Origin of the sequence: Borrelia hispanica CRI (assembly GCF_000500065.1) — a bacterium.
GTDB lineage: Bacteria > Spirochaetota > Spirochaetia > Borreliales > Borreliaceae > Borrelia > Borrelia hispanica.
The window spans coordinates 209,771-228,511 of record NZ_AYOU01000121.1 but is presented as its reverse complement, the minus strand read 5'-3'; the positions used below and the strand labels follow the sequence as shown (position 1 = coordinate 228,511).

Sequence of the window (18,741 nt, the reverse complement as noted above, 5' to 3'; positions counted from 1 at the left end):
CCTTATTCAATTTAAATCTTCCAAATAATCTTTAAGTTTTTGGGTTTTTTTGGGATTCTTAAGTCTTCTCAAAGCTTTAGACTCAATTTGTCTAATTCTCTCTCGTGTAACATTAAAATGTAATCCTACTTCTTCAAGAGTTAAAGAATATCCATCTTCAAGACCAAATCTCATCTTAACAACTTCTTGTTCTCTCTCTGGCAAAGTCCCAAGAACTGCCCTTATTTGATCCTGCAATACAACAAAAGATGTATGCTTTGCTGGATTTTTGATAGCCTTATCTTCAATAAAATCACTAAGCACAGAATCCTCTTCTTCTCCAATTGGTGTTTCAAGCGAAACAGGTTCTCTTGAAACATTCTTCACGGTTTTTACTTTTTTGAGATCCCAACCAAGTCTCATTGATAACTCTTCATCTGTTGGATCTTTACCTAAAACCTGAACTAAATATCTTGTTTCCCTATTAAGTCTATTTATCTGCTCAATCATATGTACAGGTACACGAATGGTACGTGCCTGATCTGATATGGATCTTGTTATTGCTTGACGAATCCACCATGTAGCATAAGTAGAAAACTTAAATCCTCTTTTATACTCAAATTTTTCAACCGCTTTAATTAGACCAATATTACCCTCTTGAACAAGATCAAAGAAATGTAAACCTCTATTAGCATATTTTTTAGCAATACTTACAACAAGTCTCAAATTAGCTTTAATTAATTGATCCTTTGCATGCTGCATCATTTGTTTACCCTTAAGGATCTCTTCTGACATACTTATTATTTTATCCATTGGATATTCATAATACATTTCAATCCTCTCAAGTTCTTTTTGAGCAAGCTGTGCTTCTGTAATTTGTTCCTTAATTAAATCTTCCCTAATATTTAAAGATTTTTCTATTCTCTCCCTCTTCTCAGGAATAGCCAAATCCCTACCAAGAATTCTAAGATTTCGCACCTTATCTATTTTCAATCTATCTAGTATAGATTTCTGTTGTCTCTTTAAATCTTTGATCTTGCTAGCAGAATCAATATAATCATCTGAAAACAAACGTAATTCTTCCTGATATAAAGGAATAGACTTAAGAAGTTCTTTTATCTGTAATCTCTCATTAGTAATACTCTCTTCAAAAATATCCTCACCAAGTTCATATAATCTATGCTTTCTCTCAACATACTTGACCAAACGATCTTGAAATGGCTTTAATAAAGATTTATAAAATGAAGTAATTCTTTTTTTTTTGTTATAATAATCAAAATTATTATCTTTTTCCCTTTCTCTATCTTTTTTAAAAAATTCCTCTTTGTCAACTCTTGAATAAATAGCATTAACCAAATTATAATAATTCTCTATAACCAATCCTTCATTCTTAAGAATATTTTCAATTATACTCTCCCCAGAATCCATTTGTTTTGCAAGTTCTACCTCTTGATTTCCAGTTAATAAAAATTCTTTTCCTATTTCTTTTAAGTAAAGTCTTATTGGATCCTCAGAATTACTATCCTTTAATAAACCACTCTTAATGTATCCTGAATTATAATCTTCTTTGTCTAAAACTTCATCATCAAAATCATCCAATTTATCATCAAGTTCATCATCAACCTGAATAGCATCATCTAACATCATACATTGACTATCAAGCTTACTTGCCTCATCAAGTTCATCAACATCACAAATATCTGACTCTATTTTTTCATTAATCAAACCTATTCCCTCATTTTCAAGAATTCCATAAATACAATCAATATTATCAGGCTCTAACATATCTCCTGATAAAAAAGTTGATAGGTCTTCAAAAGTAATTTCCTTCTTGTCTCCCAAATAATTTAATATAGTCTTTATTAATTTTGAATTTTTTTTCCTAAAAGCCTGCAAGTCTTTATTATCTACACTATTCATTCAAATATATCCTCAGATTTTCTCTTTGCATATTTAAAAACATCAATTCTCTTATCTGAGCTTTAGCATCTATCGAAACATAATTTTTGATCATCTCTTTAAATGCCAAAATTCTATTTTCTACTTTTCTCTTTTTAATTGCAAACAAAATTTGCTTAACCATCTCATCATCCACTTCAAACTCTACTCGTAACATATTTTCAAAAAAATTTTCACTAATACCATGTTTATTTTTTAATAATTCTTTTAAATTAAATAATGAAAAACTCTTATTATTATCAAACAAATTTTCAAAACATACAAAAATTTTTTTTACATCAACATCATACAAGTCACTATCATTAATATTACGCCTTATTATAGTAAAATAATTAAAGTCTTTCAATAAGGCAACCAATAAATATCTCTCATAGGTATTTACCTCATAAGAACATGCATTCTTCTTATAACTAGCAATTGCATTCTTTTCTCTCATACTATAATAATCTTTTCTTAAAGTTTCCAACTTAACACCCAATTTGCTCTCAAGTTTTGACAATAGAAGATCTCTTTGTGTATTAGTACTTGATAGACCTATCAACTTTATAAACAAATTAACCATACTGTTTAAATCTGTAGTTTTATTTAAATCATATTTAAGAGAATATTTTTCTAAAAGATATTCAAAAGCATCACAACTATCATTAATCATATTATTTAAAACAGAAGCACCCTTATTCTTTAAAACATCTGCAGGATCAACTCCATATTTCATTCTAATCACACTTACATCAATATTAAAAGGCAAACAAATTTGATATGCTTTAAAAGTAGCTATAAGTCCAGCCATATCATCATCAAAACATATTACTATTTTATCTGCATATCTCTTAATTAAAGCAAGATGTTGTGTTGAAAAAGAAGTACCAAGTGTAGAAACAGCTATCTTTACACCAGCTGTAAAGAATGCAAGAACATCGATATATCCTTCCGTTAAAATTATGGATCTAGTTTCCTTAATCATAGAAAGGCCTTCATAAAACCCATAAAGTAACTCTCTTTTTTTAAAAACTCTTGTTTCACTTAAATTAATGTATTTAGCTCCACTATTTTTACCTAAAATTCTACCTCCAAATCCTACCACATTCCCTTTAAAATCTTTAATTGGAAAAATTAATCTTCCAGACAAAATTGAAAACTTCTCTCTTCTAGTAGCAAATAAACCACTCTTACTTAAAATACTATTAGAATACCCTTTTGAGACTAAAAAATCATAAAAACTTGACTTACCCGCAACATCACATAGTAAATAACCAATATTAAACAAATCAACAATTTCTCTTGATATTCTCCTCTCTTGCAAAATATAACTCAAAATTTCCTGATTATTATTTAAAAAAAATACAAAAACTTTAATTAACTTAGCATTCAAATTATATATCTCTGAAATTAATGTCTTATCATGGAGTTTATTTTTAATCCCCATATTTCTTGTAGCACTGTCATATTCAATTCCTATTTTAGTGCACAAAGAATTAACAGCATCATGATAATCAAGCTTTTCAATATCCATTAAAAATTTAACAACATCTCCCCCTTTTTTACATCCAAAACAATAAAAAAGTCCTTGAGAAGGGGTTATAGTAAAAGAAGGTGTTCTCTCAGCATGAAAAGGACAAAGACCTTTATAAAAAGCTCCTGATTTCACCAACACAACATGTTCACTTATTATATTAACAATATCTACTCTTTGTTTAATTAAATCTATAATTTTAGCATATTCCATATTTATTTAATCCTTAGTAATAAAATTACGAATATAACTATTTGCAGCTAAAATGTGATCACTATAAACTGAAGAAAACTTATGTGTCCCGACTTTAGGATCTTTTATAACAAAAAACAAATAATTTGTATTATCTGGAAAAAAGGCTGCTGTTAAAGATACAATTCCAGCATTAGCAATTGGCCCTGGAGGATAACCTTTATTAATATAAGTATTATATTGAGAATTAATCTCTAAATCTGAAAAATAAATTCTTGTAGGATGAGGCTTATTTAACTCTTCAGTAATAATATACTCAATTGTAGCACAAGATTGTAATGCCATATTAGATTTTATTCTATTATAAAAAACAGATGCCATTATTGGTGCTTCATTTTTAACTCTATATTCACGTTCAACAATAGATGCAATAATAACTTTATCATAAAGATCTTTACTAGAATAAGATTTATAATCTATACCAATAGAATAAAGTTTGTTAAAAAAGTTGCTGACAAAAACTCGAATTATTTCTTTCATGTCCATATCTTTATAAAACTTATAAGTATCTGGAAATAAAAATCCCTCAACAGAATCATAATCAAGTCCAAGTTCACTAACAAAGTTAACATCATTGATTAAATCAATAAAACTTTGTACATTGCTAATAATGCCTGATTCATTTAGTTTTAAAGCTATTCTTCTACCAGTATACCCTTCAGGTATGGTAATATTAATAGGAAGTATAGGTCTTCCTTTTAAAAACTCTTTATAAACATCAAAAGTTGAACAATAACCATTAATCAAATACTTGCCTTCTCTAAAGTTTTTATCGCTACCAAAAAAATAAGAAATTGCTATCAATAACTTAGCAGATCTAATTAAATTCTTTCTCTTAAGCTCCCAAGCAATTTTTTTAACCCCCCATCCCTTTTGAATTTCAAATTCATATACCAAATCAGATTTAAGAGGAGAAGAATTTAAAAAATATAAGAAAGATAAAAAAAGGAATAACAAAAGCAACAACACAAAAAGGGAAATAAAAATCTTTTTTATTACCATAAGAATACAAAATCTCTTTTAAAAGAAGAAAATTACGCCTACATACCTTCAACTAAATAAGAAACAAAAAACACATTATCCCTACAAAATATAATCTATTATAAATATAAACTAATTTTACTACAATGAATATCAAAATACTTCAAGTTGCATTAACCTTAACATTAAAGCCATACTTTAAATGACAAAACAAGACCTCCCAAAACATTTAGACAAATCATATAACCTTTAAAGTGGGGAGGGTGGGATTCGAACCCACGTAGGCAAAGCCAACAGATTTACAGTCTGCCCCGGTTAACCACTTCGGTACCGCCCCATAAAGCCGACTGTCGGATTCGAACCGACGACCTGCGGTTTACAAGACCGCAGCTCTGGACCAACTGAGCTAAGTCGGCATAATAAAGCTAATGGTTAGTTTATAAAAATAAAATACATTAGTCAATAGTAAGTTTAAAATAAATTAACTACCTATCAAGAAAAACTTTTATAAAAAAAGCAAAAAAACAAATAACAAAACTCAAAATCAAAATAACAAAATGTTTAATTTTTCGTCCTCTAAATACATAAAAAAATATCGCGCGGGTAATCTCAAGACCAAAAGAAACAGAACTTAATACAATTGTAAATTCAAGAGAAAATTTTTGAAAAGAATGCATAAAAACATTATAAGCACCTGCTAAAAACATAAAAAAACTAAGTATAGAATTAAGAAATAAAACTATCACCAAAACCCTAATAAGAATTGAAGATAATTTCATCAAATCATTTGATTTATAATTTTTCATAATAAACTATAAATTTTCAAGCACAAAAAGAGCTTGCTTAACGATAAGCAACTTATTATCAATAACATAACTTAAACTGATTTTAACATTATCTTCTGTTGATACTTTATTAAATATATTAAGAGCACTTTGTATAAAAGCATTATTATTGTCCAAAAGAGCAATATATTTTTCCTTAAGATCAACAAAACAACATATAAACTTAAAAACTAACCTTTTAATCGTTTCAACCTCCCTTAAACACCACTCCAAAGTTTTATCTCGATAAGAATCATCACTGCTATACTCTTCGCTATTATAACTTTCATACTCTCCATTTCGATAATTAAGCTCAAAATACAAATCATAAATTTCTTTTCTCAATACATTAATATCTCTCTCAAGCTTAATATACAAACTTCTCAAATCAGTATTATGAGCAAGTACTACATTGTTTACAGTTTTAAGAACTTCCATCATCCTCACATCATAAATACATTTAAAAAATTCATTCATAAAGTAAAGTTTTTTAAAAAATGAATAGTCAAGATCTAGTCCCTTAAAAATTATCTTATCTAAATTCATAATAACATTATAATTTTTAATTAAACTTTTAAGTTCCTTAGTTGCCATAGATGTAACGGATTTAGAATAATTCTCAACAAGTTGTTCACTAACATTTAAAAATAAAATATTTTCATAAAAACTTCGAACATCAAAACAAGGAATATATTTCTTTGGTGTTAACAACGGATTTTCATAATAAATTTTGAAAACATCTAAATAAGGCAAGGTTTTTGACAAATTAATAAGTTTCATCATAATACCCAACATATTCTTAAATATAGAATCGACATTCAAAAGGTTCTCTTCATTTAAAATCTCATTTTCATTTGATTTTACTATCAAAAAATAATTCTTAATAATAATTTTTAACACCTCTTCATTTATTACAATGTCTCTTAACGTATGCACAATCTCACAAAAACACTTAAAATATTTATCAACACTCTCAAAGCTAGTACTAATTGTCCTATCAAGATCAGCAATATCAAAATTATCCTTATCATCTAAAAGTTCAATATCAAAGAAAGAAAAAAAAGATTTATAAGGAAAAAATGCAACACTATTTAAAATATAAAAAAATTCAAACATCTCTTCTACAACCACATAAATTTGCGAAGGTATTGCATTAATATAATTATTAATCTTTATCTTAATAATCTCGTCCAACTCTTTTTGACTTTTATCTTTTTTTACAAATTGCTCATATTCTTCAGGTTCTAAAAAATCTTCCATCTTGCTTTTAGAGTTAGGTATTTTACCTTGAATAATCTCAAACATTGCCTGTTCAACAATATTATCTGACTCTAGCATCCTAAAATATCCTTTAAGTTTTATCAAATGACAATAAAACTCAAAAAACATTTCCACAAAACCTACTCGTAAATAACCTTTTCTAAAATCTATTACAGAATTTTTGTACATACTATTAACACGCCTTTCTAAGTTTTTGAGAAGATATATTTTATACACATCTTCTTTGGTCCGATCTCTCTGAAAAAAACTTAAAATATATATCCATATCCTTATCCAAAAAGATTCTTCCATAAATTTTTTAGAGAGAAAATCATCAACTTGAACAGCAGAATCTGAATCCAAATAATTAGAACTATTTAAAGATAATACCGAAGAATTTAAACTTAAATTTTTTTTAATTTCTCTTATCAATTTAGCCCTTGAATCTTTTGAAAGCTTATCAATAGAATCATATACACTAACATTACTCTTGTCCATAAAACCCCATTTATAAATATTTAATATAAATCGAACAAATATTATTTTATGATATTTAAGAATAAACTAAAACCTTATCTTAACCTTAGAAAAAATAGTATTTCAACTATAATATATTTCTATATGAATCTAGGTAATAACACTAAAGATATAATAAAAATTAGTCAAATCTTTAATAACCATAACTATGAATTTTTCCTTGTAGGAGGCGCATTAAGAGACTTACTTCTTAAAAAGATACCTTATGATTTTGATTTTACAACAAATGCAACTCCAAAAGAAATAATGAAATTATTTCCAAAAAATATACAAACAGGAATAAAACATGGAACAATAAGTATAATCTTTAATAAAAAAATCTTTGAAATCACAACTTATAGAATAGACATAGATTATGACAATAAACGATCTCCTAAGCAAATAAAATTTACAAAAAATTTAAAGGAAGACTTAAAAAGACGAGACTTCACAATAAATGCAATCGCAATGCATACACTTAACTTCGAAATAATAGATTACTACAATGGACAACAAGATCTTAATAAAAAGATAATAAAATGTATAGGGGATCCAAACAAACGATTTGAAGAAGATGCTCTTAGAATCCTTAGAGCTGCAAGATTTGCATCCACACTTAATTTTACAATTGAGAAAAATACATTAATTTCCATGAAATACAAAAAAAACAATATTTTATTTCTATCAAAAGAAAGAATTAATAATGAATTTATTAAACTTTTAGATGGAGAAAATCCAACAAAGGGAATTAAATATTTACAAAAAATAAACTTTTTTAAATATTTTTTTAACATAGAAATAAACAAAAAATTAATAAAAAAAATTACTCTTTTACATAGAAATAAATTTTATTTAAAAGCAATAGTTATTTTTACTATAAAACAAGACATATCAAATTTAAAACAAAACTTAAAATTACTCAAGTTTTCAAACAAAGACATTAAACTAATATTATTATATAAAACAACTATCAACACAATTCATACATTAAATCCCAAAAAATTACATCATATTAGAATTTTTTTAAGCAAAACTACCAGAGAAAATTATAAAGAAACACTTGACATATATAAAGCTCTTAAAGGAAAAAACAATAAGTTTAAATTAATAAAAAACAAGATTAAAAACAATAAGCTATTAAGAGATCCGTTATCTTTAAAAGAATTGCAAATAAATGGCAACGATGTTAAAAAGTTCCAATTAAGAACCAACAAAAATACTGGTAAAATTCTCAATCATCTACTTAATGAAGTATTAATAGAGCCTAAATTAAACAAGAAAGAAATTTTGCTTCAAAAAATTAAAGATCAATATTCACAATATTTTTAAGTGCCATTTCAGCTGCTATCATCTCAGCCTCTTTTTTAGACTTTCCTTTTCCATTAGATACAAATTTATCATTAACATAAAGTTCAACACAAAAAATCTTATTATGATCAGGACCTAACTCTTTAGCCAATTTATAACTTGGTGAAATTTTATATTTTTTTTGAACATATTCTTGCAATAAACTTTTATAATCTTTAAAATCACCACGATTAAACATTAACCTTATATGTACTTCAAAAAGTTCTACCACAAAAGTAGAGGCTTTTGAAAAGCCCCCATCAAGATAAAGTGCACCTACAAAAGCTTCAATAGCATCTGCAAGAATGCCTTTCTTATTACGTCCATCATTATTTTCTTCACCTCTACCAAGTAAAATATAATTACCAAGATTAAGTTCTCTAGCAATACTAGAGAGAGAATCTTCACTAACAATATAAGACCTAGCTTTACTAAGCTCACCTTCACTCTTATCAGGATAAAATTTATACAAATAATCTGTAATAATAAGATTAAGAACAGAATCTCCTAAAAACTCCAATCTCTCATTATTAGCATATTTCTGATCAAATTCATTTGCATATGATGAATGACTTAAAGACATATTTAACAAATAAATGTCATTAAAATCAATATGCAAACCCATTAAAAACTCATTTAACTTTTGTTTTCGATCCACATCCAACTTCACTACTGAAGAACCCATTACAGTTAACCCTTCTTCTTTTCAATAAAAGCAACAACATCACCTATAGTCTCAAACTCGCTAGCTTCATTTTCTGGAATTTTATCATCAAATGCTTCTTCAAGTAAATATAAAAGCTCATAAATATCTAGACTGTCTGCACCAAGATCTTCAACAAACCTAGATTCCATAGTAATCTCATCTTCTTTCTTGTCAAGCTGCTCGGATATAATAGACCTAACCTTTTTAAAAATCTCATTTTGATCCATAAACAAACATTCCTCGTTCAAACTATAATCCTAATTCTAAATATTGACTATTTCGATAATAACCACACTTTGCGCATATTCTATGCCTTATTGCAAGGTTACCGCAATTTGAACATTCCTGAAATTGAGGAATTTTTTTCCTCATATTTATACTGCGCCTCGTCCTACTTCTAGACTTTGAAGGCTTAAATTTTGGAACAGCCATATCTTTGTCTCCTTAAACATAAACAAACGTATCTTAATAATATATATATTATCAAGATAATTTGTCAATAAATTTAGATTTCAACTTTTTTTGTACCAACTCCGGAATAAAGTTTGAAAGATTAAAATTCTTATTTTTTATCAATTCCTTAACAAGATCTGATCTTACGAATAAATATTTATCACTACTTGGTAAAAATACTGTATCTATTGAAGAATTCAGCTTATTGTTAACAACATATCTCTCAAATTCAAATTCAAAATCATGAAACGCTCTAACACCTCTTACAATAAAACCAATATTATTCTTTAAAGCATAATCTAAAACAACTCCATCATATTTATCCACAAAAATTTTTGTCCATCCTAAAGACATAATAACCTCAAAAGTAAGTTCATATCTTTCAATATCACTAAGCAAATAACTCTTATTACTATTATTAGCAACAAGAACAATTACTCTATCAAAAATTAACGAAGCTCTTTTTACTAAATCAATATGTCCCCATGTAATAGGATCAAATGAACCAGGAAATAATGCTGCTCTCATAACTAATATAATTTAAATCCTTTATTCATATCATTAAGAATTTTTTGTCGCCAATCAGGACGACTCTCTAAATTTTCAAAATCAATCTCCTTAACGATTTTAAAAGACAAATTATTTCCCCTAACAGACCTATCAACAACAAAAAACTTGCCAACACCTTTATATACCAAACTTTCATTTTTTAAAAGCTGACTTTCAGATTTCAACCTATCAATAGCACAATCAAAATGTATAGGCTTATCTTCGCCATCAAACTTCATGGACATACAAGAAAGAATATCTTTAATTTGCTTATCACAAATAGGACATATTTTTTTAAATTTTATGCGCGATCTTTGATCTTTTCCCAATCCTTTTTGTCTATCACCTTTATAATTTTTATGTCCATTAGAATTAAAACCCACAGATTTATTATTGTTAGTACTATTACTTAAAACAGAAGCACTTTGTTTCTTAAGTTCAGATCGTGCTTTTCTAATTTTCCAATAAGGAAATTTACTTCCTCTCTCTAAATCATTCCCACTGGTCTTACTTCTACCCATCCTCAATATTAACTCCTTCAATCAATGTCAAACAAACGAGTAATATTTCTCTTTAAGAATATCAAACAAATATTCCAAATGATGTTAATCATTAAAACTATATAATTCAATGCTATATTTAGCATACTTATCAATTTTTTTCTAGTAACAAAATAATTTAATATCAAAGTCTTGTATTGAGTCTTAATTTGCCTATTATTCATAACTTAACATTCTTCCACTAAACTTTAAAATAAATATTAATTCCCTACAACAAAATTATCTCACACTTAGCAAGTTTTCTCTTCTATATAAAATTTTCCCATGGCATTAATTAAAACAAAAGAATTTGGAAACTTCGTATCATATTTAATTAATAAAAAGCTATTTTTTTACATTTATACCTCCCCAAATCAATGACACTTTACAATCATTATTCCACAATAAAAATTTTTTAAATTATTAAACTGAATTTAATATATCTTATCAGCTTACATCACAACAAACAAGAGAGGCTTGGGATCTCCTATAATATCATTTAAATCAAAATCTAAATATATTTTTATATTTAAAACTATAGCAAAATTTATCAAACTCACAAATTATTTTTTCTTGTTAATAAAAAATAAACAAAAATTCATTTAAAATGACCTTTAATCTCTAAATTATAAAAATAAAAATATCACCTTTTACCAATCCAAAAGAAATAGGAATAATAAAATTACCTTTTTTATATAACAAAATAAAAATTTATCATTTTTAAATAAAAAAAATCCCAAAACAAAAATGTATAATTAACACTAAACAGAAAATTATAAAAAACAGCAAGCACTTTAGCAAAACACTTCAATCCAACTTTTAAAAAGAACCACTCTTAACCTCAAACGATCATTATTTAAGTTTCTTAACATCAAGACGTTCTTTTATTTTCATAGCAGCCTTACCAATTCTATCTCGCATATAATAAAGCTTAGCTCGTCTTACTTTTCCTCTCTTTAAAACCTGAACTTTTTCGATAATAGGTGAATGCATAGGAAAAATTTTTTCAACTCCAATTCCTGAAGAAATTTTTCTCACTAAAAAAGTTTGACCTATCCCTTTATTTTGAATAGATATAACAAGACCCTCAAAATTTTGAATTCTCTCATTAGTTCCTTCTATGATTTTATAACTAACACGTATAGTATCTCCTACCCTAAAATCAAAACTTTCTGTTCTCTTTCCTTTAGCCTCAATTTTTCTTATCAAATCCATCATTTTTTTCTCCTCTCATTTCCAAATATTTAAGGTACAAATCAAATCTATTTTTTTTAGTTTTTTCAACTGACTTAATAAATCGCCATTTCTTTATTTCTTCATGATGCCCCGATAAAAGCACATCAGGAACTTTCAAATTCCTAAATTCATAAGGCCTAGTATAATGAGGATATTCAAGCAAACCAGACTCAAAACTAAAAGATTCCTCACACAAAGAACTAGGATTTATTACACCATCTAATAATCTATATACACTATCTATTATAACAAGAGCTGCAACTTCACCTGAAGACAAAACATAATCTCCAACTGAAATTTCAAGATCAACATACAAATCAATCACACGTTGATCAAGCCCTTCATATCTCCCACAAATTATAACAAGTTCATCCTTCTTTGACAAGTCATAAGCCAATTTTTGAGTATACTTCAATCCAGACGGACTTACAAATATCGTAGTCTTTGAATTTGCATTTACATATTCAAGAGCATCAACAATAGGTTGTACTTTTAAAACCATACCTGCACCCCCACCATAAGGGACATCATCACATCTTTTGTTTTTATCTTTAGAAAAGTCACGAATAGATATGACTTCATAACTTATGATACCCTTATCTACAACCTTTTTCATTATTGAATTTTCAAAAAATGGAGTAATGATTGAAGGAAATAAAGAGAGAATTGTAATTCTCATTGCAAGAGCTCTAATACCTTAAGCTCAATAGTTTTAAGTTCCCTATTAATATCTCCAAGATAAACATCTAAAAAAGGAACAAAAAATAATCTATCTCCAACCTTAATTTCAAGAAGAACTGATTTTGAGGATTCAAAAAAAGATACAACAATTCCTACTTCTACCCCATCATTAACTACTCTATACCCAATAAGCTCGCTAAAATAATACTCATCTTTTTCTAATTTAGATGCAAGTTCATCACTTACCCATAATTCAAAACCAATTAAGTCTTTAATGGGCTCAGGAGCATTAAATTCTCTAAACTTTAATAATAACGAATTATTCCTTAAAGATACGTCTTCAACTGTAACTTCAACTGAAGAACAAAAATTTTTTTTTAAAACTAATTTACTATTTTTTAAACAAAAAAAATCACTAAAACCATTGGATATGCTTTTAACCTTAGCATATCCATTAATCCCATAAGACGATAATATTATGCCTTTTACAAACATAAATTAGTCCAAAATTTCTAACTGAACTCTCCTATTTGTTTTTGCAGCACAAGCACTAAGAAGCGTCCTAATAGCCCTTGCAATGCGACCTCTTCTTCCAATTATTTTTCCAACATCATTTGCAGAAACTCTTAACTCCAAAATAGTTGATTTCTCACCTTCAACTACATTCAATTTAACCTCATCTTTTTTATCCACAAGAGATTTTACCACAAATTCTATAAGTTCAATTTCATTACCGTACTCTTTCATTAGTTCCTCCTAATTATCAACTTTAAAATTACTTTTATTTAAAATCCTCTTAACCGTATCACTTGGAATAGCACCTTTGTCTATCCACTCTTGAAATTTATTCTTATTTATTTTGACTTGATTTTGCCTTTCAACAGGATGATAATACCCAAGCTCTTCAATAGCTCGTCCATCTCTAGGCGAAGAAGAATCCATTACTACAATTCGATAATAAGGCCTCTTTTTTGCCCCCATCCTTTTTAATCTTATTCTAACACTCAATCTACCATGCCTCCTTTACCTCCAAAAAGAGATGCTATCTTGTTTTGAAAGCTCTTATTTTTCATTTTTTTAAGCATTAAAACTGTTTGACTAAATTTTTTAATAAGTTTATTAACTTCAAAAAGCGTTGTCCCACTTCCTAAAGCTATTCTTTTCTTTCTTGAAGGATTATTTAAAATAACAGGATTGCGCCTTTCTCTTTGAGTCATAGAAAGTATAATTGCTTCTTCCCTTTTAAGTTCTCTCTCATTAACACTACGACCAAGCACTTCTGACGACACACCAGGAAGCATTCCCATCAAAGTAGAAACCCCACCCATATTACGCATATACTTAAATTGATTTAAATAATCTTCAAAATTAAAGTTAGCTTTTCTAACTTTTTCTTCAAGTTTTAAAGCTTCTTCCTTATCTATAATACTCTGAGCTCTCTCTACAAGAGTAACAACATCTCCCATACCAAGAATTCGTGAAGCAACTCTATCTGGATAAAAAATATCAAGATCTTCGGGTTTCTCACCAACCCCAACAAACTTAATAGGAGCTCCACAAATAGTCTTAAGCGAGAGTATTGCACCACCCCTAGCATCAGAATCAAATTTCGTAAAAATTACACCCGTAATCCCTACACTCTCATTAAATTTTTTTGCAATATTTACAGCAACCTGACCTGTCATTGCATCTGCAACTAATATTGTCTCTGTAGGAACCACAATATTTTTAATATCTATTATTTCTCTTAACAATAAATCTTCAACTTCAAGACGTCCTCTAGTATCTATTATCAAAGTATCAAAAAGCTCTGATCTAGCATATTCAATAGATTTTTTTACAACTTTAATAGGACTATCTTCATTCTCAAGAACAAAAACAGAAATGTCAATTTGTGCACCTAAAACCTTCAATTGCTCAATTGCTGCGGCCCTAAATGTATCTGCAGCAACAAGAAGAACTTTACGATTCTCCGATTTAAGCCTCATAGCAAGTTTTGCACACGTTGTAGTCTTCCCAGAACCTTGAAGACCAAGCATTAAAATACAAGATAATTTATTAATGGGATTTAAAAGAAGCTCAGAATGTTTATCTCCCAAAAAATTTACAAGCTTATCATTAACAATTTTAATAAAATGAGACTTAGGATCAACACCTCTTAAAACCTTAATTCCTTTTGCCTCTTCTACAACAGAATTTACAAAACGTCTTACAACCCTTAAATTAACATCAGCTTCAATTAAGGCATTCTTAATAGTGTCAATAGCTGTTTCAATATTTTTTTCATTTATAACAGCTTTCCCAGAAACATACTTTACAAAGTCTCTAAAGCCTGCACTTAAATTTTCAAACACTAAAAGTTACCCTCTTTTGCAAAAATCCTACAAAGTATACAATACAAAAAAAGAAAATATTAATCAATATCTCCCCCTGTCAAATAAAATTTATTAAAAATAACACTAGAAGCAGGTCCAACAACAGATACTTCAGTATCTAGAGAGCTAAGTTTTAATATTATACTTTCTTTATTTAATCTTTTTATCTCCTCTTTAAGTAAATCAAAAAAACTCTTAAGTTTAAAACTTTGACCATAAAGAACTAAATAATTAAAATCAAGAACCCTTTGAATATTAATAATAACTATTGCCAAATATTTTACTGTATCCTCCATTATTTTATGTATAAAATCATATTTATCATGAAGCGCAAAAATATCATATATTGTAACCTTTTTAAGTCTACTTTCATACTTATCATAAAGCTCAGGAATCTCTCCATTCATAAATTCTTTCGAAATTAAACGCTGCAGTGCAAAATTAGAAATTAACATATTAACACATCCCTTATTTCCACAAGTAGGACAATTTTTCTCACCTCCATAATCAATGACCATATGACTCACCATACCAGATTTATTATTAAAGCCAGAATAAACATTACCATCAGACCAAATAGAAAGCTCAGCTGTATCTGTATAATCGAAAAACATGATATTATCCACATTCTTGCCCATAAATTCAGCAAGAGAAAGATTTTTTACATAACTTTCAAGGTATACAGTAAGCGAAAAATATTCCTCTAATATAGCTTTCACAGGAACATCTTTCTCAATCCATGCACCATGGCTATCATTAACAATACCAGATTCCTTATCCTTAATTATCCCAGTAATACTAAAACCTAATCCAATAAATTTATCTCTTGAAAAATTATGCTTCCAAATAATTTCAATCATATGATCTTTAATTCTTTCTAATATCTCATAAGCACTAACTGGTGGTTCAAAAGAATAAGTTTCACTTATTAAAACCTCACATTTAAGATTAGCAATTCCTATCTGGAAATAATTACTTGAAATAATCACTCCCATTGAATATGCAAAATCTTTATTAATATCAAGAAGTATTTCTTTCCTTCCATGCTTCTTAATATCTGATTCTTTTGACCCAACCTCAACTAAAATATTCTCTTTTATCATATGATTAGTAAGAATAGTCACAGCTGCATTTGTCAATGATAACTTACGAGCCAGATCTGTCCTTGAATACTGCATATTCTTCAAACTAAGGAGTATCTTTTTTCTATTACCACCTCTAATTGAAACCATATTCTCACCCTGCATAAAACAACCTCCTTTATTTTTAAAATAAAAAAATATTAATAATAAGACATAATATCAAAAAATCACCTTAATATTCTAGTAGAACATTCAAAGACAAAAATACTCTTTTAATAACAAAAAATATTCTATATTTTTAATTATTGAAATAATCCACAAAGGTATTAAAATATAAAATCCAAGTCAATTAACTAACTAAAAAAGATAAATTAGAACATAAAATAATTTATATCATATTTTAAAAAAACAAATTTCAAGTAAAAAAATTCAAAAACATCACTCTACTTTTTCTTTAAAATATAAAAATTCCATAGTAAAAACTCCTCTACCTTTAGTAGAACTTCTAAAAATAGAAGTATATCCGAAAAGCTTTGCAAAAGCTGCCTCTGCGCGTATTATTTCATAGTCATCAATATTACTAATAGAATGAATCATCCCCCCAACAGCATTTAATGTAGAGACAACATCCCCTGTATATTCAATAGGAGTCCTAATTTCTAACATCATAATAGGTTCAAGTTTAATAGGACTTGCTCTTCTGAAAAACTCATTAAATGCAAATCCAGATATTGATTCCATGGCAGATTCACTAATTTTAACCTTATCATAATTTAATGAAATAATCTTAACCAAAGTATCAATAATCGGATAGCCAATAATACCACTCGAGAAAGAAGAAGTAATACCTCTGAATATAGCAGCTTTAAATAAAGGCTCAACATCACACTCAAACTCAATTTTATTTCCTTCACCTCTTGACAAAGGACTTAAAATCATTCCTATTTTTAAATTAATCTCTTTACCAGAAAAGATATTAACAAATTCAAATATATCATTAACTGTTAAACTTAAACTTTCTCTATAACTTACTTGAGGTTTACCCGTATAAACATTAAGTTTAAAATCATCTTTAATACGCATAATAATAATCTCAAGATGTAATTCACCCATTCCAGATATCAATAATTGTCCCGTTTCTTTATCTTCCCTATAACTAAAAGTAGGATCCTCTTTGGCAATAATCTCAAGAACCTCTTTAAGTTTAGTATCATCAGATGCTCTCTCAGGTTCAATAGATATCAAAACAACTGGCTCTGGGAATACTAAAGATTCAAGAATAATATCATTTCCCTCTTCAACAAGAGTATCACCCGTTATAGAATATTTAAGTCCAATAACCGCCCCAATATCACCTGCCTTAACTGCATCAATCTGTTCATTCTTATTTGAAAAAACCCGAAAAATTCTTGTAAATTTTTCACGTTTATTCTTAGCAACATTAAAAACTTTTTTAGATGAATTCAATTCTCCTGAATATACCCTAATAAAATAAAGATGGGCAGCAATTGCACTAAAATATTGAACCTTAAACACAAGTGCAGACAATTTTTTCTCTTCTCTAGGATCAAGCAACATATTTCTATCTGTTTTTAAAGAATGAGCATTAATTTTTTTTTCAAAAGGATTTGGAAGGTAATCCACAATAGCATCTATTAAAGGTTCTATACCAATATTTTTAAGACTAGTACCCATCAAAACAGGAATAACAAGACCCTCAATGGTACATCTTCGAATTTCTTCAATTATAACAGAATCATCAACAACAGAATACTCAAGAAAAAGTTCAGTAATCTTTTCACTAAAATTACTAAGAGAATTTATTAACTTTTCTCTAAAGCCCTCAACAGTCTCAACAAATTCTTCACGAACCATATCCTCAATAACAACAGGTTTACCATCTCTAAATTCAAAATGTAATTCTTTATTACGAATGATATCTATAACGCCTTCAAATGAACTCTCACTTCCAATTGGAATTTGCAAAATAACTGGCACTATACCAAACTTACTTTCTATATCCTCAACTACTTTAAAAAAATTAGCTCCTACACGATCCATTTTATTAACATAAGCAAGCCTTGGGATACCATACTTTGATGCCTGTTTCCAAACTGTTTCAGTTTGTGCCTGAATTCCATCAACAGCACTAAATACCACAATACCCCCATCAAGAACACGAAGAGACCTCTCAACTTCAGCTGTAAAATCAACATGTCCAGGAGTATCAATAATATTTATTTGATAATTTTTCCAATAACAAGTAATAGCAGCAGAACTAATTGTAATACCTCTATCTTGTTCTTGAGTCATCCAATCAGTAACAGTATTTCCAGAATCAACATCTCCTAGCTTATGAGTTTTACCAGTATAATATATAATTCTCTCTGTAGTAGTAGTCTTGCCAGCATCAATATGTGCCATAATTCCAATGTTTCTAATTTCCATAAAGCCCTCAAACACCAAAAAGCTATAGATCTTGCTATAGC

19 protein-coding genes and 2 tRNA genes are annotated in these 18,741 nt (G+C 28.1%); 1 reads left to right on the top strand and 20 read right to left on the bottom strand.

Annotated features, from left to right (window positions below; translation table 11 throughout):
* Positions 1-6: 6 nt before the first annotated feature.
* From rpoD to U880_RS0104585, 7 genes are all read right to left on the bottom strand, one after another.
* Complete coding sequence (gene rpoD / locus U880_RS0104615; RefSeq protein ID WP_024654963.1) at positions 7-1,899, bottom strand: RNA polymerase sigma factor RpoD; 1,893 nt, start codon at positions 1,897-1,899, stop codon at positions 7-9.
* Entirely contained in the window at positions 1,892-3,664 is a 1,773-nt protein-coding gene (dnaG, locus tag U880_RS0104610) for a DNA primase (RefSeq protein ID WP_024654962.1), read from the bottom strand. Before dnaG ends, rpoD begins: the two co-directional genes overlap by 8 nt.
* A gap of 6 nt (positions 3,665-3,670) precedes the next feature.
* Positions 3,671-4,711 carry an endolytic transglycosylase MltG gene (gene mltG, locus U880_RS0104605; protein WP_024654961.1) on the bottom strand — a complete coding sequence of 347 codons (1,041 nt, stop codon included), beginning with the start codon at positions 4,709-4,711 and terminating at the stop codon, positions 3,671-3,673.
* A gap of 228 nt (positions 4,712-4,939) precedes the next feature.
* Positions 4,940-5,021, bottom strand: a tRNA-Tyr gene (locus tag U880_RS0104600).
* Between the two features lie 4 nt (positions 5,022-5,025).
* A tRNA-Thr gene (locus U880_RS0104595) sits at positions 5,026-5,100 on the bottom strand.
* Between the two features lie 69 nt (positions 5,101-5,169).
* Positions 5,170-5,490 carry a hypothetical protein gene (locus U880_RS0104590; protein WP_024654960.1) on the bottom strand — a complete coding sequence of 107 codons (321 nt, stop codon included), beginning with the start codon at positions 5,488-5,490 and terminating at the stop codon, positions 5,170-5,172.
* Positions 5,491-5,496: 6 nt separating this feature from the next.
* Positions 5,497-7,266, bottom strand: coding sequence for a hypothetical protein (locus U880_RS0104585; RefSeq protein WP_024654959.1), 1,770 nt, complete (start codon positions 7,264-7,266; stop codon positions 5,497-5,499).
* A gap of 123 nt (positions 7,267-7,389) precedes the next feature.
* Here U880_RS0104585 and U880_RS0104580 point away from each other — a divergent pair, with 123 nt between their 5' ends.
* A complete protein-coding gene (locus tag U880_RS0104580) occupies positions 7,390-8,613 on the top strand; it encodes a CCA tRNA nucleotidyltransferase (protein WP_024654958.1) in 1,224 nt (407 codons plus the stop codon).
* Here U880_RS0104580 and rnc read toward each other — a convergent pair.
* The 13 genes from rnc to fusA form a co-directional block, all read right to left on the bottom strand.
* Positions 8,585-9,316, bottom strand: a complete 732-nt coding sequence (gene rnc / locus U880_RS0104575; RefSeq protein WP_012538444.1) for a ribonuclease III — start codon at positions 9,314-9,316, stop codon at positions 8,585-8,587. The two genes, U880_RS0104580 and rnc, sit on opposite strands and share 29 nt — an antisense overlap.
* Before the next feature lie 5 nt (positions 9,317-9,321).
* A complete protein-coding gene (acpP, locus tag U880_RS0104570; protein ID WP_014696523.1) occupies positions 9,322-9,564 on the bottom strand; it encodes an acyl carrier protein in 243 nt (80 codons plus the stop codon).
* Positions 9,565-9,586: 22 nt separating this feature from the next.
* Positions 9,587-9,769, bottom strand: a complete 183-nt coding sequence (gene rpmF / locus U880_RS0104565) for a 50S ribosomal protein L32 (protein ID WP_012538442.1) — start codon at positions 9,767-9,769, stop codon at positions 9,587-9,589.
* A gap of 51 nt (positions 9,770-9,820) precedes the next feature.
* Positions 9,821-10,318 (bottom strand): pantetheine-phosphate adenylyltransferase, encoded by a 498-nt coding sequence (coaD, locus tag U880_RS0104560; protein ID WP_024654957.1) that lies wholly within the window; start codon positions 10,316-10,318, stop codon positions 9,821-9,823.
* 2 nt (positions 10,319-10,320) lie between these two features.
* On the bottom strand, positions 10,321-10,860 hold the full coding sequence (locus U880_RS0104555) for a hypothetical protein (RefSeq protein WP_235048008.1): 540 nt from the start codon (positions 10,858-10,860) through the stop codon (positions 10,321-10,323).
* Positions 10,861-11,730: 870 nt separating this feature from the next.
* Complete coding sequence (gene rplS, locus U880_RS0104545; protein ID WP_024654955.1) at positions 11,731-12,093, bottom strand: 50S ribosomal protein L19; 363 nt, start codon at positions 12,091-12,093, stop codon at positions 11,731-11,733.
* Complete coding sequence (trmD, locus tag U880_RS0104540) at positions 12,071-12,793, bottom strand: tRNA (guanosine(37)-N1)-methyltransferase TrmD (RefSeq protein WP_024654954.1); 723 nt, start codon at positions 12,791-12,793, stop codon at positions 12,071-12,073. Before trmD ends, rplS begins: the two co-directional genes overlap by 23 nt.
* On the bottom strand, positions 12,790-13,290 hold the full coding sequence (rimM, locus tag U880_RS0104535; protein ID WP_024654953.1) for a ribosome maturation factor RimM: 501 nt from the start codon (positions 13,288-13,290) through the stop codon (positions 12,790-12,792). The genes trmD and rimM overlap by 4 nt, the downstream gene beginning before the upstream one ends.
* Positions 13,291-13,293: 3 nt before the next feature.
* Positions 13,294-13,542 carry a KH domain-containing protein gene (locus U880_RS0104530; protein ID WP_012538436.1) on the bottom strand — a complete coding sequence of 83 codons (249 nt, stop codon included), beginning with the start codon at positions 13,540-13,542 and terminating at the stop codon, positions 13,294-13,296.
* 9 nt (positions 13,543-13,551) lie between these two features.
* Positions 13,552-13,803, bottom strand: coding sequence for a 30S ribosomal protein S16 (rpsP, locus tag U880_RS0104525; protein WP_024654952.1), 252 nt, complete (start codon positions 13,801-13,803; stop codon positions 13,552-13,554).
* The gene (ffh, locus tag U880_RS0104520) at positions 13,800-15,149 is read right to left on the bottom strand and encodes a signal recognition particle protein (protein ID WP_024654951.1); all 1,350 of its coding nucleotides are present in this window, start codon (positions 15,147-15,149) and stop codon (positions 13,800-13,802) included. Before ffh ends, rpsP begins: the two co-directional genes overlap by 4 nt.
* A gap of 59 nt (positions 15,150-15,208) precedes the next feature.
* Complete coding sequence (gene badR, locus U880_RS0104515) at positions 15,209-16,417, bottom strand: host adaptation transcriptional regulator BadR (protein WP_014696515.1); 1,209 nt, start codon at positions 16,415-16,417, stop codon at positions 15,209-15,211.
* A gap of 273 nt (positions 16,418-16,690) precedes the next feature.
* Positions 16,691-18,700 (bottom strand): elongation factor G, encoded by a 2,010-nt coding sequence (gene fusA / locus U880_RS0104510; protein WP_024654950.1) that lies wholly within the window; start codon positions 18,698-18,700, stop codon positions 16,691-16,693.
* Positions 18,701-18,741: the final 41 nt, after the last annotated feature.